Here is a 17,746-nt window from a genome sequence, read left to right as displayed (position 1 = left end):
TCTTCAGTCACTTTGCAAAGTCTGCTACTTTGCAAAGCACTTGGCAAGCGTCTGCGTGCGGGAAGGATGATGTCCGAAGTGTCTGACGTGTTCGAGGTGTCCGTGCCTGATGACCGGCCCGGTCTCGCCGACCGCCGGGTCCGGGTCATGGGTCAACCCGTCGCTTCCTACCCGCCGTTACCGCCCGAGGCCGGGCGCGGCGCGATCCGCCGGATCACGGAGGTGGGCGAGGAGGTCCTCCACCGCCCGTGCCGCGAGGTGACCGAGTTCGGGACTCCTGAACTCTCCTCCCTCATCGATGACATGTTCCTCACCATGCACATCGCCGACGGTGCCGGACTGGCGGCCAATCAGGTCGGCGTCGACCTGCGCGTCTTCGTGTACGACTGCCCGGACGACGACGGCATCCGCCATGTCGGGCACATCGTCAACCCTGTTCTCGACGACGTCGACCCGGCGGCCGGGCGGAGGCTCATCGACGAGGGGGAAGGCTGCCTGTCGGTGCCGGGAGCCGTCATGGACGTCCCCCGGACCGATCGCACCGTGGCACGCGGTTTCGACAAGGACGGCAACCCGGTCGTCATCGAGGGGACGGGGTACTTCGCGCGGTGCCTGCAGCACGAGACCGACCACCTCCACGGACATCTGTACCTGGACCGGCTCTCCGCACGGGACAGGAAGGACGCCCTGCGGCAGATGAGCCGTCGCCGTGAGCGAGTCTTCGCCCAGCGCGCCGCCAAGGAGGCCGGGCTGAGCCGTTGAGCGGCCGCGCGCACGGCCTCCCCCGTGGTCGGCGCGTTCGGCGCGCTCGCCGTCAGGGGCGGTAGATGCACGCCGCCAGGGGCGCGTGCGTCTTCCATCCCAGCGTCTCGTACAGCGCGCGACCGGCATCGGTCGCGCCGAGGACGCCGAACGTCGCGCCCCGGTCCACGGCGTGGTCGGTGAGCGCGCGCATCACGAAGTCGCCCAGGCCGCGCCGTCGGTGGTTCTCCGCGGTCCACACCCGGTCCACGACCGCCGCCTCGCCGAGGACCGCCATCTGGCCCTTGGCCGCCTGCTCGCCCGCCGCGTCCAGCACCCGGAGGTGGACGGCGTCACCGATGGTCTCCACGGTCGTGGTGTAGCCCTCGGGCAGGGCCGGTTCCGTGGCGGCCAGGTCGACGGTCATCAGGTGCGCGGTCTCCTCCCGGGCCACCACCCACCCGTCCGGCAGCCAGGGCTCGACCTCCTCCGGCGCCGCCGGCATCTTCATCCAGGTCCGCGGCACGGTCACGGAGGCGGCGGCACGGCGGACCAGCGGCTCGTAGGGCTCCGGCAGGACGTGGCGCCCCACTTCGGCGGGGTTGTCGGCCACCTCCGTGTAGTACCCCCAGGGCTTCTCGAGCGGCGGAGGGGTCTGCCGGGACACGGCCCAGCCCGCCACCCAGGTCCTGACTATGTCCCCAACCATCAAGCCCTCCCGAAGCAGTGGCCGCCTCAGCGACCGAAGTAATAGCCAGCAGCTAGATGTGAACCTTACATGGTCGAGGTGTGGGGGTGCCTTGATCAGGCGTGCAGCCAGATCCGTAGCGGGCCGATCGGTTCGAAGCCGTGACGGACGGCGGCCTTCAAGTCCTCGCCGTGCTCGTAGCCGACCACCGGCAGGGTGGGGAACAGCCCCCGCACCGCCGCCAGTACGCCCGGCCAGGCCGCGTCGGCGCCGCCGTCCCATGCGAAGACGTTGGAGATCCCCACCACGTGGTCGCCGCGGCTCGCCACCGCTCCGGCGACGACATCGCCGTCGGCGGATCGTCCGGCGATCACGTACGTGGCCGGGTCGTCGAGCAGTTCGGGGCGGAAGAGGTCCGCGTGGCCGTCCCCGTCGTCCCAGGCGAGGGCCCACGCGCGCAGGGCCTCGGCATCGCCCACCACGTCCCAGGCGAGTTCCGGCGCGGTGGCCGGTGCGATGACCGACGCGGTGGCCGGCGCGCTCGCCGGGCGGTGGATCCACTGCGCCTCGAAGAGCACATGGAAGCCGGCCCCCGCGAGATCGAGGTCGGCGAAGCTGTCCTTGACGGTGGCGCCGGGTTCGATGGTGTCGATCCGTGCCACCAGCGCGGCCGCGTCAGCGCCGGGAACCAGCGTCACCGCGTCGGGGTAGTACAGCGGCGTCCGCGCCGCGACGGCCCAGGCCTCCGGCCCGAACCCGCCCTCCAGGCCGTGCGAACGGCTCATCGCCGCGCACCATTCGGCGTTGTCGCGGGCCGCGGCCCGGACCAGGAACTGCTTCGACGTCGTCATGGGTACGGATCATGACCCTTCCCCGGCCCGGTCCGCCATGATTTCGGGCCGGGCCGGGGTACGGGCGGCGGTCAGTTGAGCATGTCGGCGAACATGCCGGGCTCGTAGGAGCCGCCCCGCTGGTGCACGATCACGGCGAGCCGGTTGGCCGCGTTGACGAGGGCGACCAGGGCGACGAGCGCGGCGATCTGGTCGTCGTCGAAGTGCTCGCGCACCCGGGCCCAGGTCTCGTCGGACACGCCGTCGTGGGTGTCGGCGAGCCGGGTGCCCTCTTCGGCCAGTGCCAGCGCGGCCCGCTCGGCCTCGGTGAACACGGTGGACTCGCGCCAGGCGGCGACCAGGTGGAGGCGGACCGAGGTCTCACCGGCCGCCGCGGCCTCCTTGGTGTGCAGGTCGATGCACCAACCGCAGCCGTTGATCTGGCTGACGCGCAGCGACACCAGCTCCTGCGTGGACGCCGGCAGCGGCGACTGGTGGATCACCATGCCGGCGTTGGCGAACCGCTTGGCGAACTTCATGGCGATGTCGTTGGTGAACATGTTGAATCGGGCGTCCATGGCCTCGTCCTCACTGGTGGTGTCGTACCGGACGAACACAAGATGCCGACGGCCCGATCCCTGTGACGGGACGGCCGTGTGACGCACCCCACCGCGCGTCGCTGTCACAGGATCGCGGGGACCGGCGTCTTGTGCGCGTGACACCGTTGACAGCGAACGACAGGCAGGAGCGACCGGTGGAGAGCGAGCGCGCGGGGGACATGGCCGGACAGCCGACCGGGAGCGGACGCACCGACCCCGCCACCGAGGTGTTCGTCGCCCATCGCAACCTGCTGTTCACCGTCGCCTACGAGATGCTCGGTTCGGCCGCCGACGCGGAGGACGTCCTGCAGGAGACCTGGCTGCGGTGGGCGGGTGTCGACCTCGGCACGGTACGGGACCGGCGCGCGTACCTGGTCCGGATCACCACGCGCCAGGCGCTGACCCGGCTGCGGACGCTCGGCCGCCGCAAGGAGTCGTACGTCGGCTCCTGGCTGCCCGAACCCCTCCTGACCGCGCCCGACGTGGCCGAGGACGTCGAACTGGCCGACAGCGTCTCGATGGCGATGCTGATGGTGCTGGAGACGCTCGCGCCGACCGAGCGGGCGGTGTTCGTGCTGCGCGAGGTGTTCGACCTCGGGTACGACGAGATCGCCGAGGCCGTCGGCAAGAGCCCGGCAGCGGTTCGTCAGATCGCGCACCGGGCACGGGCACACGTCGCGGCACGCCGGCCGCGCGGGGTCGTCTCGCCGACCGAGAGCCGCCACGCGCTGGACGCGTTCCTGCGGGCGACCGAGACGGGCGATCTCCAGGGCCTGCTCGACATCCTCGCGCCGGACGTCGTTCTCCTGGGCGACGGCGGCGGCATCAAGAAGGCCGTCCTGCGGCCGGTCGTCGGGGCCGACAAGGTGGCCCGCCTGCTGGTCGGCGGGCTGGCCAAGGTCCCTGCCGCCGTGTCGCTGCTGCCGGCACAGGTCAACGGCTGCCCGGCCCTGATCTGCCGGCTCGACGGCGAGCTCGACACCGTCCTGGCGGTGCGCATGGACGACGGCCTCATCACCGGCCTGTACGCCGTACGCAATCCCGAGAAGCTGTCGCACATGCTGCGGGAGACCCCCCTGAGCCGCTGAGCGGACCGGTTTCACGGCTCGGGAACGGCCAGGCCCGTCTGCCAGGCCCATGCCGCGATGCCGACGCGGTTGGCGGTCCCGAGCTTGGTCTGGATGTTGGCGATGTGCGTCTTCACCGTTCCGGGGGAGATGAAGAGCTCGTCGGCGATCCGGGCGTTCGTCCGGCCGCGCGCGACGAGGCGGACGATGTCCTGCTCGCGATGGGTGAGGGGGCCGGCGGCGGCAGCCGGTCGGTCCCTCGCGGGGGCCGGCGGCGCGGGCGTGGCGAGCCGGCGCAGGAGCCGGACCGTGATCTGCGGGCTGATGAGCGCGTCGCCGGCCATGGCCGCCCGCACGCCCTCGATGAGCAGGGTGGGGCCTGAGCGTTTGAGGAGGAATCCGCTGGCGCCGTTGCGGAGGGCGGTGTGGACGTAGTCGTCGAGGTCGAAGGTGGTCACGACGATGACGCGGGTGGGGTGCGCGACGCCGGGTCCCGCGAGGAGCCGGGTCAGTTCGAGCCCGTCGACGCCGGGCATGCGGATGTCGGCCAGGACGATGTCCGGCCGCAGCCGGCGGACGAGGTCGAGGGCGTCGGCGCCGTCGGCGGCCTCGCCGACGACGCTCATGTCCGGCTGCGAGTCGAGGACGAGACGGAAGCCGCTGCGGATGTCGTCCTGGTCGTCGGCGAGGACGATGCGGGTGGGGGTGGTGTTCATGAGGGGGTCTCCGACCGGGTCAGTGGCAGGTGTGCCGCCAGCCGCCAGCCCCCGTCGTGCGGTCCGTGGCTCAGCGTGCCGCCGGTCGCCCGTACGCGTTCGCGCATGGCGGTCAGGCCCCGTCCGCCGTGTCCGTCGCGGTCGCGGCGCAGGGCGGCGCGGGGGCCGTTTCCCGTGGTGGCGGCCTCGGAGTTGACGACCGTGACGTCCAGGGCGGGTTCGCCGTCGGGGGTACGGGCCCGGGCGAGGGTCACCTCGACGCGGGAGGCGTCGGGGGCGTGGCGGCGGATGTTGGTGAGGGCCTCGACGACCACGCGGTAGACCGTGGCGCCGACGGCTCGCGGAAGGCCCTCCATCACGTCGGGCGGCATGGTCAGCCGGGCGTCCTGGCCGGTGCCGGTGGAGGAGAACCGTTCGACCAAGCCGGGCAGTTGGTCCACCCCCGGCAGGGGTTCGACGGTGGCGGCCTCGGACGGGGCGGCCTCCGTTCCCTCCGGTTCGGGCTCGTGCAGTGCCCCGATCATCCGGTCCATGGCGGCGAGCGCGTCGAGTCCGGCCCTCTCGATGCGCTCCAGGGCCGGCAGGGCCTGGAGCGGGTCGGTGCCGGCCACGAAACGGGCGGCTTGCGCCTGGGCCACGATGCCGCTGACGTCGTGCGCCACATAGTCGTGGAGGTCCCGGGCGATGCGCAGCCGCTGGGAGCGGCGGATCTCGGCGATCAGTCGGGACCGCCGGTACTCCATCAGCCGGGGATAGCCGCCGATGACGCACGCGCCCAGCACGGGCAGGGTCCAGAACGCCGCCGCGCCGGCCAGGGTCAGGAGCGACGGGTCCGGCAGCAGCGGCAGGGTCCAGGCCGCCACGGCCGTGCCCGTCACGGCACCGGCCGCACCGGCCGCGGCGGCTCGTCGCGGCGGAGCCCACCGGACGACGACGGTCAGCAGCACCAGCAGGCTGCCGATCTCCACAAGGCGGGCCCACGACCCCTCGGACACCGTGGGCGGCACGGCGATCGCCGTAGTGAGCAGGGAGATCGTTCCGGCGCACGCGAGGGGGACGGCGAGGCGTTCCCGGGAGCGCGGCCAGCCGGCCAACGTCCACAGGAGCAGCGCGAGGGCGGCGGTCGCCGACGGCGCCCCGTACGGCCGCGACAGGCCGTGCCGGCCGAAGGCGGTGGCACAGAGCATCGCGCAACCCGCCATGGCCACGGTCGCGGTGATCACCGCGTCCCGGCGTCCCATGCTCTTGATCGTCACGAGCTTCACGCCGTGATCCTACGGGCGGACCGCGGGCCTGTTCCTCTGCCGAACGGCAGAGGAACAGGCCCTGCGCGGCCGGAGATCCGCGGTTCGGCGGATGGCCCGGGCGCGGGGGTGGGAGCGAGAGTCGATCACACCGCATCAGGTACGAGACCGAAGGAGTTTCCATGTCGGGCAAGACCTCCCTCTCCCGTCGCAGGATCGTCACGAGAGCCGTCGGCACCGCGACCGCGTTGGCAGTGCTCTGCGGGCTCACCTCCGCCGCGAGCGCCTCCGCCGTGCGGCCCGGTACCGGAAGGACGGCGCCCCTGGCCAAGGTGTCCGGCCAGGGGCGCCTCTTCTTCGCCTACGCGCCGGACGACGACATCCGCTTCTCCGTGGAGGCGACGGCCGCGCCCTTCAGCCGGCCCCTCGACCGGCTGCCCAAGGGCATGCCCACCGATGCCCGCGGCACCGTGACGGTCTACCACTGGAAGGCCGGCGACAACGACACCCGGCGCGGGGAGGCCGCGGTGGACTGTCTGGTCACGGCGGGCGACACCGCGACGCTCAGTGCCGTCGTCACCAAGTCGGTGGATCCGGCGGAGATAGGGAAGCGGATGGGCTTCAGCGTCAAGACCGGCGGGCCCGGCAAGGGACGGTTCGGGTTCGACTGGGCCGTGAGCAACGTGGACGTCGTCGACGGCAGGACGGTGGCGCCGAGGGTCGGCACGTGCATGGCGCCGGCGCCCTTCGCCCCGGTGGTGAAGGGCGGTTTCACGGTGACCCACGCGGAGCTTCCGCCGCTGCCGGCGGGCTGGCAGCCGGGCGGGAAGGACTGACATTCACGCGTGCCCATACCCCTCTCTCTCGACACCACCGATCAGGAAGACATCCCGCCATGCCCCTTTCCGCAGCCTTCCTCGCTTCCCGCCCGCACCCGGCGCCCCCGGACCGCCCGGTCGTCCCCCGGACCGTGCGCTGGGCGGCGCACGGTGCCGCGCTGAGCCTGGTGCCCTCGGGGCTGTGGCGGTGTGCCGTCGCTCTGGGCGTGCCCTCCGGGTTCGCCGAGGGCACGCCGCTGCATCAGAGCAACTTCCCCGGCTGGACCTCCCTCTACCTGGTCGCCCTGAGCGCGTTCGCCGAGTGCCTGGGGTTGCTCACGCTGGGCCTGATACGGCCATGGGGCGAGAGGGTGCCGCACTGGGTGCCCGTCCTCGGAGGGCGGCCTATCCCGACCCCGGCCGCGGTCGTACCGGCCGCGCTGGGCGCGGTGACGGTGACCACGATCACGGTCATGGCGGCGTGCGGTGGCTGGCAGCGTGCGATGAGCGCCGCCGACGCGCCGAAGGGCGCGTCGGCGTGGTTCATGACCGCTTGCTACGCACCACTGCTGGTCTGGGGCCCGCTCCTGGGCCTGGTCACCGTGGCGTACTACCGCCGGCGCCGCGCGTCCCGTACGTGAGGAGGTGCCGGGAGGTCCCTGTCTGCTCACGGGAGCGGTTCACGCGGCGTCGAACACGTCGAGGAAATCCAGCCACTCCGGGCGGGCGCCCGTTGAAGGCGATGGACAGATGACCGTGCAGGGGATCGTGCGGCATCCGACCATGATCGCAGCGAGGTCGGGCTCACGATCCCGCCGCCACCACCAAGGTCTCTCCCGCGCGGGTGCGGGCGTACAGGACGTGGCGGCCCGCGCGGTGGGCGCTCACCAGGCCTGCTGTGCGGAGGGCCGTCAGGTGTTGGGAGACGCCGCCGGGGGTGAGGCCGGTGCGGCGGGCGAGGTCGGTGGTGGAGGCGGGGGCGGCGAGTTCGGTCAGGAGGGTGGCGCGGGAGCGGCCGACCACGCCCGCCAGGGCCTCGGGGACCGTCGCCGGACGGGCGTGCCACAGGGTGCCGATTCCGCGCGGCGGGTAGTACAGGGCGGGCTGCCACGGCTCGGTCAGCACCGAGAAGACGCGCGGCCACACGAACGCGGAGGGCACCAGCAGCAGGCCGCGCCCGTCGAGCCGGCGGGGGCCGCGGACGGTGCGGTGTTCCAGGTGCAGGGTGCCCTCGGCCCAGGCGACCTGGGGGTCGAGGTCCGCGAAGAGGTGTTGTGCTCCGCCCTCCACCAGCCGGCCGGCGCGGTAGCGGATGTCGCTCTCCAGGAAGGTGAGCACGCGTGACCAGTACGGGGCCATCGCCAGCTCCCAGTACGCCTCGATCGCCTCCGTCAGCCGGGCGAGTTCCGCCTCCGGGTCCGCGCGCAGCGCGGCCATGCGGGCGGGCGGGACGGCGGACGTGGTGCGCAGCAGCGCGTGCGGGGTGGCCCGTACCGCCGCCAGTTCCACCGACAGGGACGGCAGGGGCGTCGTGGGCGGTGGGCAGAGGAACCCCGGGACGCTGCCCGCCCACGGCGAGCGCGTCGGTACGGGCACGAGGTCGAAGAGCGGGGTCAGATCGGTGCCCGCCGCGGCCAGCCGTGGGCGCACCTGGTCCGCCCAGGGGCGGTGCAGACCCTGCTCGTCCGCGCCCTTGAGGACGCGCACGCTCGCCATCGCCTCCCAGAGCGGGGACAGCGCGAAGCGCGTACGGGCCATGTCGGCCATGCCGAACTCGATCTCGATCATTTACGCCAGGCTAAATCACTGGGTGGGGGCGGGTGGCGGCCCGCAGGGTGCACCGCATGACTCCCGCATTCGATTCCCCATGGCGTTCGCGTGACTTCCGCGCCCTCTTCGCCGCCGGCGCCTTCAGCCATCTCGGCACCCACATCGGCTACGTGGCCATGCCCCTGCTCGCGGTCACCGCGCTCGACGCGAGCCCCGGGCAGGCGGGTGCGCTGGCCGCGTTGTCGACGGCCGCCTTCCTGCTCATCGGGCTGCCCGCCGGCGCGTGGGTGGACCGGTTGCCGGGACGGCGTGTGCTGGTGGCCGCCGACGCCGCCCGCGCCGCGCTGATCGTCTCCGTGCCCGTGGCCTGGTGGCTGGACGCGCTGACGCTGCCGCAGCTGTACGTGGTGGTGCTGCTCAACGGGTGCGCCACCGTTTTCTTCGACGTCGGCTCGCAGAGTGTCCTGCCGGAACTCGTCGGCCGTGAGCGCCTCGTACCCGCCAACGCCGCGCTCGTGACCCTGATGGCCGGCGCCACCATCGCGGGTCGCGGCGCCGGCGGCTTCCTTGTGCAGCTGTGCACGGCCCCCGCGGCGCTCGCGGCCGGGGCCGTCGCCTACCTGGCCTCGGCCCTCGGTCTCACCCGTCTCACCGCCCCCGCCGCTTCCCCGGCCCCCGCCACCGCGCGGCGGCTGCGGACCGAGGTGGCGGAAGGACTCCGGCACGTCCTCGGCAGCCGCGAGCTGCGCGCCCTGGCGCTCACCGCCGCGCTCGGCAATCTCGGCGCGCAGATGGTCAACGTCATGCTGCCGGTGCTGTTCACCCGCGAACTCGGCCTGCCCGCCGGGGCGCTCGGCCTGTACTGGGCGGCGGGCGGTGTGGGCATTCTGTTGGGCGCGGCCTGTGCCCGGCGCCTGGCCGGGCGTCTCGGGTACGGCCGCGTGCTGGGGCTGGCGGGGCTGTGGTGCGCCCCGGCCGGGCTCGCCGTGGCGCTGGCCGGGCACGGGCCGTGGCTGTGGGTGGCGGGCGCCGGCTGGCTGGTCACGACGGCGAAGACCGGCGTCGACAACGTGCTCGGGGTCAGCCTGCGTCAGCGTCTGACGCCGGATGCCCTGCTCGGCCGCATGAACGCGACGTTCCGCTTCCTGCTGACCGGCGCTCTCGCCGTCGGCTCCGCACTGGGCGGCCTCATCGGCGAGTTCGCGGGCGTGCGTACGGCGATGTGGGTGGGCGCGGTGTGCGTGGCGGGCCAGTTCCTGCCCGTCTTCCTGTCCCCCGTCCGTACGTTGCGGGAGCTGCCGTCGACCACGAAAGCGACTCGTGGGACGGACCCGCATGTGAGACGGTGACCACCGCCCAAACCGCCATCACCTTGCGCCATCAACCCGTTACTTTCCGCATCTCCGGTCGGTTGAACAGTGGTTGAGGCGGCGCGTCCGCCGCCGTCCCGGGGAGGGAGACGAGGCAGGTGGAGAATTCGTCAGGGAGTACGAGGGGCCGGCGTCCGGCGCCGTTGTCCGAGAGCGAGAAGCTGCTGTTCGCCGGTGCGTTGCGGCACGACAAGTCGTGGGTCGCCCATGCCGATCCGCTGCTGCGGATGTCGTTCTGGGCGATGGCCAAGCAGTTCCCCGGCATGCTGGCGATGATCGGCCGCATCGCCTGGCGCGAGGACCCGCGCGCGCTGATGGTGCTCGCCGTCGCCGAGCTGGCCTCCGGCGCGATGTCGGCGTTCCTGCTCGTCGCGACGAACCAGGTCCTGGTCCACCTCTTCGACAACGGGCCCACCCCGGACAAGCTCCGCGAGGCCCTGCCCGCGCTGCTGCTCGCCGGGTTGTCCTCGTCGGGCTCGGTGTTGCTGGGCTGTCTGATCGTGAAGACCGAGGGGCGTCTCTACCCGAAGATCGAGCTGTCCTGCGTCACCGCGTACTACGGGATGATGACGCGGGTGGAGATGTCCGCCATGGAGGACAAGGACATCCACCGCCAGCTGGCCCTGGGCCGCTACGGCACCGACTCCGTCCAGCGCATGCTGTCCAACGCGGTCACGGTCACCAGTGGACTGATGAGCCTCGCGGCGGCCGCCGTCGTCCTCGGCGCTCTCCATCCCCTGCTGCTGGGCGCGCTGGTGCTGATCGCCGCCCCGCGCTGGTGGGGAGCCGTCGTCGTGATGCGCCGCGCCTACGCCTCCCGGCACGTGTGGAACGACCACCGGCGCGCCGTCGAGGTGCTGTTGTACCCGATCACGCGCGCGGACGCGACGCCCGAGCTGCGGGTGCACGGTGCCGGACGGCTGCTGATCCGGGCGCAGCAGGACATGGGGCGCACCGCGGCGGCGGAGAAGGCGCGGCTGGCGAGCGCGGAGGCCCGTACGGAGGTCGCGGCGGCCACGATGTCCGGCACCGCGCGCATCGGCGCGTACGGCCTGCTGTGGTGGCTGCTGGTCGCCGGGGGGATGCCGCTGGCCAGCGCCGGTACGGCCGTGCTGGCCATCCGTACCGCCACCCAGTACCTCAACCAGATCGTCACCCAGCTCAACCGCATGTGCGAGGAGTCGCTGTACCTGGCCGACATGGACCGCTCCATCAAGCTCGGCGCCCGGTACGCCATCCCGGAGCACGGCGCCCGGGTGGAGGGCGAGGGCGTCGAAGTGGTGCTGGAGGACGTGACGTTCCGGTATCCGGGCGCGGAGCGCGACGCGCTCCAGGGGGTGTCGCTGTCGATCCCCAAGGGGAAGGTGGTGGCCCTGGTCGGCGAGAACGGGTCGGGCAAGTCCACCCTGGCCGGCGTCGTCGCCGGCCTCTACCTGCCGACCTCGGGCACGGTGTGCCACAACGGGGTCGAGGTCCGCCGGGCCGACCGCGACAGCGTCTTCGACAAGGTCGCGCTCCTCCCGCAGGAGGTGGGCTGCTGGCCCATGACCGTACGGGCCAACGTGCACATCGGCGACGGCTCCCGGCCCATGGACCACGGGAAGGTGGAGTCGGCGGCGGAGCGCGCCGGCATCCGGCGGGTGGTGGAGGAACTCCCGCACGGGTGGGACTCGATCGCGCTCAAGGGGTTCGAGCGCGGGGTGCGGCTGTCGGGCGGCCAGTGGCAGCGCGTCGGGGTCGCCCGGGCCGTCTACCGGGAGCGGGACCTGCTGATCGTGGACGAGCCGACGGCCGCGCTCGACGCGAAGGCCGAGATCGACATGTTCGAGTCCCTGCGGTCCTTCACCGACGACGGCGTCACCACGGTCCTGCTCATCACCCACCGGCTCGCGGCCACCGCCACCGCCGACGTCATCTACGTCCTCGACCGGGGACGGCTGGTGGAGGCCGGGGCCCACGCCGAGCTGATGGCCATCGACGGCGGCCACTACCGCGAGCTGTACGAGCTCCAGGCCGCCCAGTACGCCACCGCCGTACCGGCACCGCGCAAGGAGCAGCCCGGGGAGGAAGCCGCCCCGGTGCATTGAACGCTCGCCACGTTGAAGATCGTCTAGTGTGCGCGGGTGAGTCTTTACATCGTCGTCGGATTCGGGCCCGCCGGGGCCGCCACCACGCGGCTGCTGGCCGCACAGGGCCACTCGGTACGCGTCGTCACCAGGTCGGGCCCCTCGGGCCGTGCCCCGGAGCCCGGCATCGAGCACATCGCGCTGGACGCGACGGACAGCCAGCGGCTGGCCGACATCGCGCGGGACGCGGCCGCCGTCTTCAGCTGCGGCGCGCCGCCCTACCACCGCTGGGCCGCGCAGTGGCCGCCGCTCGCCTCGTCGCTCCGCGCGGTGGCCGAGGCGACCGGGGCCGTCCTGGTCATGCTGGGCAACCTCTACGGCTACGGCCCGGTGGACGGTCCCCTGACCGAGGACCTGCCGCTCGCGGCGACCGGGCCCAAGGGGCGCGTACGCGCCGCCGTCTGGGAGGAGACGCGGACGCCGCACGAGCTGGGGCGGCTACGGGCGGTCGAGGTGCGGGCCTCGGACTTCTTCGGGCCCGGCGTGACCGACGGCGGGCACCTGGCCGGGCGGGTCGTGCCCCGGCTGCTGCGCGGCAAGCCGGTCTCCGCGCTCGGCGACCCGGACGCCCCGCACAGCTGGACCTACCTCCCCGATGTCGCGAAGGCGCTGGTCGAGGTCGCGGGCGAGGAGCGGGCCTGGGGACGGGCCTGGCACGTTCCCACGCTGCCCCCGCTGTCCGTCCGGGAGATGACCGACCGCCTCGCCGCCCGGGCGGGCACCGGGCCGGTCGCGGTTCGCGGCACCTCGCCCGCCCTGCTGGGCGTCGCGTCGCTCTTCTCCCCGCTCGTCCGGGAACTGAAGGAGATCCGCTACCAGTTCGACCGGCCCTTCGTCGTCGACTCGAGCGCCTACGAGGCCACGTTCGCGCTGCGCGCCACGCCCCTCGACGAGCAGATCGAGGCGACGGTGGACTGGTGGCGCGAGCGCCTGGCCGACGCCGGGTGACCTCGGCCGGCGCCTGAGGACATCCGGAAGTGCGGTGCCCTGAGAGACGGTTCGCCGAGCGTCCTCCAACGTACGGCTCACGGGGATCAAGGGGCGTACGATGCCCGCAACAACCGGATGACGGAGGGGGAGAACCATGCTCGCCGAGTCGGCGGCCGCCTTGACGGCGGCACTGGCCACCGCGATCGTCCAGTCCGCGGGTACGGACGCGTGGAGCGGTTTCCGGGCCCGGCTGGCCCGGCTTCTCGGCCGCGACGACGAGCGGCGCGAGAGCACGGAGACGGAGCGGCTCGACCGCACGGCGGCCGCTCTCGAAGGGCTGGAAGGCCGGGCGGAGGAGACCGAGCGACAGCGCCAGCAGGTGGTCTGGGAGACGCGTCTCGGAGACCTGCTGGAGGGCCTGCCCGAGGAGCAGCGCGCCCGGTTCCTCACCGAGGCGAGGGCGCTGCTGGAGGAGCGGGGGCAGGGCGCGCCCGAGGGTCCCGGAGGCATCTCCGGCAACACCTTCCACGGCCCGACCGCCATCCAGTCCGGAAACCACAACCAGCAGCGCAACTACTTCGGACGCAATGCGTGAGTGAGCCGGAGAAAGGTTCCGGCGGGGTCTCGGGGAACGAATTCCAAGGCCCCGCCGCGGCACAGAACGGCCAGTTCAACACGCAGATCAACCATTACGGCGCACCGCACAACCGATGGTGGCCGGCCGTCGTCGGCGTGGTCGCGGCGGCGGCCGCCGGGGCGGTCCTGGCCGTCTTCACCCTCGGCGGTGACAAGGGGGACCAGGAGGACGCGCGGGGGGCCGGGCCGGTGGTGCCGTCGGCGGACACCCCCGGCTCCCCCGCCACGCAGGGAGCTCCCGGCACGTCGGGGCCGACGGCCGGTTCGTCGCCGTCGGCGTCCCTGGAGGCGGTCCGGTGGACGGGCACCGTCCGCATCGGGTCGGCCGGTCCCCAGCTCGACAAGGTTCCTCCGGTGATGGACCTGAATCAGCACGACATCCACCTGTCGTTGATCAATCCGGCACGGCTCGATCCCGAGGACGTGCACCGCGAGAGAACGCTCGCCGAGTGGCAGGGATCGAAGAAGCCCACCCGCAAGGAGTGTGCCGACCTCGTCGCCTCCCAGGGCGTCAACCGTGTGGAGGTGCACCAGGGCACCGTGGTGTGCGTGCGAACGAAGGGCGGGCGCACGGCCGCACTGACCGTCACCTCGACCAGTGACAGTTTCAGCACGGGCGTCTCGGCGGAGGCCACGGTGTGGTCGGCGGTCACCGAGTCCGGCTGAGGGTCCGGGACCGGCTGAGGGTCCGGGCCCGGACCGGCGTCTCCGCGAGACTGTCGCCATGGATCTTTTGTCGTTGCGCTGTTTCCAGGCCGTGGCCCGGCACGAGCACATCAGCAGGGCCGCGGAAAAACTCCGGGTCGCCCAGCCGTCGGTGAGCCGGACCATCGCCCGGCTTGAATCGGAACTCGGAGTTCCGCTCTTTGACCGCCACGGTCGCCGGATACGGCTCAACGAGCACGGCGCGGCCTTCCTGCGCCGGGTCGAACGGGCCCTGGCCGAACTCGACGACGCCCGGCGCGAGATGGCCGACGCCGCCGGTGCGGGCCCGGGCCGGGTCGCCGTCGCCGCCGAGACCCTGCTGCAGCTGGCCGGGGTGCTGGCCGCCTTCCGCGCGCACCGCCCCGGCGTGAGCGTGCGCCTGTTCCAGGCCCCGCCGGACGCGATGCGGCACCATCTGCGCTCCGCCGAGGTGGACTTCGCGCTCGCCTCCCAGCCGCTCACCGGTCCTGGGCTGTGCTCGGTGGAGCTGGCACGGGAGGAGGTGCTGCTGGCCGTGCCGCCCGGGCATCCGCTGGCCGGCCGGGAGCGCGTCACGGTGGCCGAGCTGGCCGACGAGGACTTCGTCAGCACCCGCGCCGGTCACTGGCAGCGCGCCCTGCTGGAGCGGCTCTTCGCCCGCGAGGGGCTCACGCCGCGGGTGGTCTGCGAGGGCGACGAGGCCGCCGCCACGCCCGAGCTGATCGGCGTGGGGCTGGGCATCGGCCTGATGCCGGCCGTCGCCCGGCGGACCCTCGGCGCGCGTGCCCCGGTGTCCTGGCTGCGCCTGGACGCCGCGGACTGCCACCGGACGCTGACCCTGGTGTGGCGCGAGGGCGCCCACCTCTCCCCCGCCGCCGTGGACTTCCGCCGACTGGCCATCGAACGCCTCATGCCCGACGCGTCATGAGTACATGACGAAACTGGTCGTGGAACGCATGAGCGGGCGGCACTAGCGTCGAGGGCGACCACCGCCGTACCGGCCGGCGCCGGCTGACGCGAGCCGCGCGGGGCCCGGCACGGGCAAGCAAGGGAGCACACCGATGAGCCAGCGACCCGCCGCCGCGGAAGGCGGCTTCACCAGCTACGTGGAGTCCGTCCTCGACGCGCTGTCCGCCGAGCCGTCGCGGGCGGCCGTCACCACCGCCGAGGGGCGGGTGATCAGCGCCGGGGAACTCCGGGACCAGGTCCTGCGGCTCGCCGCCGAGCTGACGGAACGCGGGGTGGGCCGCGGCACCACCGTCACCCTGCTCACCGGCAACACCGCCGAGGCCCTCGCCGCCCGCTACGCCGCCAACCTCGCCGGAGCCCGGGTCGTCAGCCTCTACGAGGGCATGAGCCCTCCCACCATGGCCCGCATCATGGCGAGCGTGGACTCCACCCTGCTGCTGGTGGACGACCGGCGGCACGGCACCGCCGAGGAGCTGCGGCGGCTCGATGACGTTCCCCCCATGCTCTCCCTGGGGCCGAGCGCCTTCGCCGAGGACGTCCTCGCCACCGCCGCCCGGCGCCCGGCCCGGCCGATGGGCGGCCTGGTGGGCCCGGACGACGACTGGTGCGTCCGGCACACCGGCGGAACCACCGGCATCCCCAAGGGCATCCGCATGACCCACGACACGTACCGGCGGACCCTGGACCAGGGGATCGCCGACGCCGGCGACCCGCCCCGCTACCTGGCCTGCACCGCGCTCGCCCACCTCGCCGGCATCCTCGCCGACATGACGCTCCACCAGGGCGGCTCGGTCGTCCTGCGGCACGGCTTCGACCCCGGGGACGTACTGGCCACCATCGAACGCGAGCGCGTCACCCACACCTGGCTGCTGCCGCCCCTCCTCTACCAGCTGCTCGACCACCCGGACCTGGCCCGCACCGACCTGTCCGCCCTGCGCCGGATCACCTACGGCGGCACCGCCGCCTCACCGTCCAGGCTCCGCCGGGCGGCCGAGGTCCTGGGCCCCGTCCTCTACGGCTGGTACGGGCAGGCCGAGGCCCAGAACATCACCGAGACGGGCCCCGGCGAGCAGGAGGTGACCGGCAGCGGCGGACAGCTGACCGTCGGCCGGGCCCTGCCCGACGTGGAGATCGCCATTCGGGACGCCGACGGCACCACCCTGCCGCCCGGCGAGCGGGGCGAGGTGCAGGTGCGCTCGCCCTTCGTGATGCGCGGCTACTGGAAGCAGCCGGAGCTGACCGCCGAGGTCCTGCGGGACGGCTGGGTGCGCACCGGCGACGTCGGCTACCTCGACGAGGACGGCTACCTCTACATCGTGGACCGGATCAAGGACATGATCGTGGTCGTCGGCGGCCACGTCTATCCGGCGGAGCTGGAGGACCTGCTGCTGAGCCATCCCGCCGTCGCCCAGTGCGCGGTCTTCGGCAGCCGGGACGAGGAGTCGGTGGAGCACGTCCACGCCGTCGTCGTGCCCGCCGCCGGGCAGCGGCCCACGCTGGAGGAGATCCGGGACTTCGTCACCGCCCGCAAGGGCCGCCTCTACGCTCCCGAGGCCCTGCACCTGGTGACGGACCTCCCGCTGACGGCGGCGGGCAAGCCGGACAAGAAGCTGCTGCGGTCCCGGCTGTCCGGCTGAGCCACGGCCGATCCCCGGCCGAGGCATGGCGGCGGCCGGCCCGTACGACCTCCCCGACCTGCCGCCGGTGGGCCTTGAGAAGATCCCTGGCATGGAATTCGACGATCCCGCCGAACTGCGCCGGGTGTGCGACGAACGGCTCGGGGAGAAGGCGGGCCGGCAGTTCGCGACGATGGCCCGGCGCGGCTTCCGGCTGGCCCCGGCGACGGACGAAGCGCCGGCCACCGGCCGTTCCCGGCTCGGAGGCTCCGCCCTGCTCGCGCCGGGCACCCCCTGGCCCGTACTGGACGGCGTGCCGCTGTCCCTGCACGCCGTGCTCGACACCGACGCGCTGGCCACCTGGCTCGGGGACGAGCTGCCCGTCCGGGCCGGCCTGCTCAACTTCTTCCACATCGACCCGGACATCCCGTACGAGGAGTACAGCGAGCTGGACGTGTACGCGCCCGAGGCGTGGCGCGTCGTGCCCGCCGATCCCGCGCGAGCGGTCGAGACGGCGGCACCCGAGCCGGCGCGGCGCTATCCGGTGCGCCCGATCCACGCGGCCGGGGTGACCATGCTCCCCGACTGCTGGGACGTCGAGGACGACGACATCGAGTTCGACAGGGACCGGCACTGGGGTGCGACGTCGCTCCTCCTCGACACGATGGACGGCCTCGACGGGAACACCGCCGGGGGCCACCGCGCCTTCGGCTGGCCCGACACCTCGTACACGTCCGCCGTGACCGAGCGCGACGCCGACGGCCCCGCGGTGCACCTGCTCCAGCTCGCGGAGGACGTCGAGCTCGGCTGGGGCTGGGGTGACGCCGGAACGCTGTACTTCACGATCCCGGCGGGGGCGTTCGCGGAGGGCGACTTCGGACAGGCCCGGGCGGTCGGTCACTGCTGCTGAGCCGGGACGGCGCCGCGCACCCGAGCGGCGTC

The 17,746-nt window shown here is 73.1% G+C and carries 18 protein-coding genes; 12 read left to right on the top strand and 6 right to left on the bottom strand.

From position 1 onward, the window contains the following. Positions 1-147: 147 nt before the first annotated feature. Positions 148-762 carry a peptide deformylase gene (gene def, locus AC07BS_RS25590; RefSeq protein ID WP_478934645.1) on the top strand — a complete coding sequence of 205 codons (615 nt, stop codon included), beginning with the start codon at positions 148-150 and terminating at the stop codon, positions 760-762. Between the two features lie 52 nt (positions 763-814). On the opposite strand, the gene AC07BS_RS25585 is transcribed toward def, so the two are convergent. The 3 genes from AC07BS_RS25585 to AC07BS_RS25575 all read right to left on the bottom strand — a co-directional run bounded on the left by AC07BS_RS25585 (position 815) and on the right by AC07BS_RS25575 (position 2,837). After that, the gene (locus AC07BS_RS25585; protein ID WP_478649524.1) at positions 815-1,450 is read right to left on the bottom strand and encodes a GNAT family N-acetyltransferase; all 636 of its coding nucleotides are present in this window, start codon (positions 1,448-1,450) and stop codon (positions 815-817) included. Between the two features lie 95 nt (positions 1,451-1,545). Continuing rightward, complete coding sequence (locus tag AC07BS_RS25580; RefSeq protein WP_478934618.1) at positions 1,546-2,280, bottom strand: hypothetical protein; 735 nt, start codon at positions 2,278-2,280, stop codon at positions 1,546-1,548. A 71-nt stretch (positions 2,281-2,351) separates the two neighbouring features. Further along, positions 2,352-2,837 carry a carboxymuconolactone decarboxylase family protein gene (locus tag AC07BS_RS25575; protein ID WP_478649519.1) on the bottom strand — a complete coding sequence of 162 codons (486 nt, stop codon included), beginning with the start codon at positions 2,835-2,837 and terminating at the stop codon, positions 2,352-2,354. A gap of 131 nt (positions 2,838-2,968) precedes the next feature. Between AC07BS_RS25575 and AC07BS_RS25570 the strand changes: the two genes are divergently transcribed. Continuing rightward, the gene (locus AC07BS_RS25570) at positions 2,969-3,946 is read left to right on the top strand and encodes an RNA polymerase sigma-70 factor (RefSeq protein ID WP_478649517.1); all 978 of its coding nucleotides are present in this window, start codon (positions 2,969-2,971) and stop codon (positions 3,944-3,946) included. Between the two features lie 11 nt (positions 3,947-3,957). Here the strand turns inward: AC07BS_RS25570 and AC07BS_RS25565 are convergent, their stop codons facing one another. Beyond that, positions 3,958-4,641 (bottom strand): response regulator, encoded by a 684-nt coding sequence (locus AC07BS_RS25565; protein WP_478934617.1) that lies wholly within the window; start codon positions 4,639-4,641, stop codon positions 3,958-3,960. Continuing rightward, the gene (locus tag AC07BS_RS25560) at positions 4,638-5,906 is read right to left on the bottom strand and encodes a sensor histidine kinase (RefSeq protein ID WP_478934616.1); all 1,269 of its coding nucleotides are present in this window, start codon (positions 5,904-5,906) and stop codon (positions 4,638-4,640) included. The genes AC07BS_RS25565 and AC07BS_RS25560 overlap by 4 nt, the downstream gene beginning before the upstream one ends. A gap of 161 nt (positions 5,907-6,067) precedes the next feature. Between AC07BS_RS25560 and AC07BS_RS25555 the strand changes: the two genes are divergently transcribed. Both AC07BS_RS25555 and AC07BS_RS25550 read left to right on the top strand, forming a co-directional pair. Next, complete coding sequence (locus AC07BS_RS25555; protein ID WP_478934615.1) at positions 6,068-6,721, top strand: hypothetical protein; 654 nt, start codon at positions 6,068-6,070, stop codon at positions 6,719-6,721. A gap of 59 nt (positions 6,722-6,780) precedes the next feature. Continuing rightward, positions 6,781-7,344, top strand: coding sequence for a hypothetical protein (locus AC07BS_RS25550; RefSeq protein WP_478934614.1), 564 nt, complete (start codon positions 6,781-6,783; stop codon positions 7,342-7,344). 163 nt (positions 7,345-7,507) lie between these two features. Here AC07BS_RS25550 and AC07BS_RS25545 read toward each other — a convergent pair whose 3' ends face one another. Further along, the gene (locus AC07BS_RS25545) at positions 7,508-8,491 is read right to left on the bottom strand and encodes an ArsR/SmtB family transcription factor (protein ID WP_478649512.1); all 984 of its coding nucleotides are present in this window, start codon (positions 8,489-8,491) and stop codon (positions 7,508-7,510) included. Positions 8,492-8,547: 56 nt separating this feature from the next. Here AC07BS_RS25545 and AC07BS_RS25540 point away from each other — a divergent pair, with 56 nt between their 5' ends. The 8 genes from AC07BS_RS25540 to AC07BS_RS25505 all read left to right on the top strand — a co-directional run bounded on the left by AC07BS_RS25540 (position 8,548) and on the right by AC07BS_RS25505 (position 17,714). Continuing rightward, positions 8,548-9,822 (top strand): MFS transporter, encoded by a 1,275-nt coding sequence (locus tag AC07BS_RS25540; RefSeq protein WP_478649509.1) that lies wholly within the window; start codon positions 8,548-8,550, stop codon positions 9,820-9,822. Between the two features lie 164 nt (positions 9,823-9,986). After that, positions 9,987-11,930, top strand: a complete 1,944-nt coding sequence (locus AC07BS_RS25535; RefSeq protein WP_478649506.1) for an ATP-binding cassette domain-containing protein — start codon at positions 9,987-9,989, stop codon at positions 11,928-11,930. Positions 11,931-11,966: 36 nt separating this feature from the next. Beyond that, complete coding sequence (locus tag AC07BS_RS25530) at positions 11,967-12,917, top strand: NAD-dependent epimerase/dehydratase family protein (protein WP_478934613.1); 951 nt, start codon at positions 11,967-11,969, stop codon at positions 12,915-12,917. Positions 12,918-13,053: 136 nt separating this feature from the next. After that, positions 13,054-13,494: a hypothetical protein gene (locus AC07BS_RS25525; protein ID WP_478649501.1), complete on the top strand. Its 441-nt coding sequence runs from the start codon at positions 13,054-13,056 to the stop codon at positions 13,492-13,494. Further along, the gene (locus tag AC07BS_RS25520) at positions 13,491-14,201 is read left to right on the top strand and encodes a hypothetical protein (RefSeq protein ID WP_478649498.1); all 711 of its coding nucleotides are present in this window, start codon (positions 13,491-13,493) and stop codon (positions 14,199-14,201) included. Before AC07BS_RS25525 ends, AC07BS_RS25520 begins: the two co-directional genes overlap by 4 nt. Positions 14,202-14,259: 58 nt before the next feature. Further along, positions 14,260-15,147, top strand: coding sequence for a LysR family transcriptional regulator (locus AC07BS_RS25515; RefSeq protein WP_478649496.1), 888 nt, complete (start codon positions 14,260-14,262; stop codon positions 15,145-15,147). A 133-nt stretch (positions 15,148-15,280) separates the two neighbouring features. Then, positions 15,281-16,825, top strand: a complete 1,545-nt coding sequence (locus tag AC07BS_RS25510) for an AMP-binding protein (protein ID WP_478649494.1) — start codon at positions 15,281-15,283, stop codon at positions 16,823-16,825. A 91-nt stretch (positions 16,826-16,916) separates the two neighbouring features. Beyond that, positions 16,917-17,714: a DUF1963 domain-containing protein gene (locus AC07BS_RS25505; RefSeq protein WP_478649491.1), complete on the top strand. Its 798-nt coding sequence runs from the start codon at positions 16,917-16,919 to the stop codon at positions 17,712-17,714. Positions 17,715-17,746 lie beyond the last annotated feature (32 nt).

Source organism: Streptomyces sp. NPDC044063 (assembly GCF_056434285.1).
The sequence above is the reverse complement of the archived record's forward strand: the minus strand, read 5'-3'. Positions and strand labels throughout refer to the sequence as shown.

Coding starts and splice junctions, on each gene's coding strand:
- def (WP_478934645.1), top strand. CDS start 148: ATGGGTCAACCCGTCGCTTCCTACCCGCCGTTACCGCCCGAGGCCGGG.
- AC07BS_RS25585 (WP_478649524.1), bottom strand. CDS start 1,450: ATGGTTGGGGACATAGTCAGGACCTGGGTGGCGGGCTGGGCCGTGTCC.
- AC07BS_RS25580 (WP_478934618.1), bottom strand. CDS start 2,280: ATGACGACGTCGAAGCAGTTCCTGGTCCGGGCCGCGGCCCGCGACAAC.
- AC07BS_RS25575 (WP_478649519.1), bottom strand. CDS start 2,837: ATGGACGCCCGATTCAACATGTTCACCAACGACATCGCCATGAAGTTC.
- AC07BS_RS25565 (WP_478934617.1), bottom strand. CDS start 4,641: ATGAACACCACCCCCACCCGCATCGTCCTCGCCGACGACCAGGACGAC.
- AC07BS_RS25555 (WP_478934615.1), top strand. CDS start 6,068: ATGTCGGGCAAGACCTCCCTCTCCCGTCGCAGGATCGTCACGAGAGCC.
- AC07BS_RS25550 (WP_478934614.1), top strand. CDS start 6,781: ATGCCCCTTTCCGCAGCCTTCCTCGCTTCCCGCCCGCACCCGGCGCCC.
- AC07BS_RS25545 (WP_478649512.1), bottom strand. CDS start 8,491: ATGATCGAGATCGAGTTCGGCATGGCCGACATGGCCCGTACGCGCTTC.
- AC07BS_RS25540 (WP_478649509.1), top strand. CDS start 8,548: ATGACTCCCGCATTCGATTCCCCATGGCGTTCGCGTGACTTCCGCGCC.
- AC07BS_RS25525 (WP_478649501.1), top strand. CDS start 13,054: ATGCTCGCCGAGTCGGCGGCCGCCTTGACGGCGGCACTGGCCACCGCG.
- AC07BS_RS25515 (WP_478649496.1), top strand. CDS start 14,260: ATGGATCTTTTGTCGTTGCGCTGTTTCCAGGCCGTGGCCCGGCACGAG.
- AC07BS_RS25510 (WP_478649494.1), top strand. CDS start 15,281: ATGAGCCAGCGACCCGCCGCCGCGGAAGGCGGCTTCACCAGCTACGTG.
- AC07BS_RS25505 (WP_478649491.1), top strand. CDS start 16,917: ATGGAATTCGACGATCCCGCCGAACTGCGCCGGGTGTGCGACGAACGG.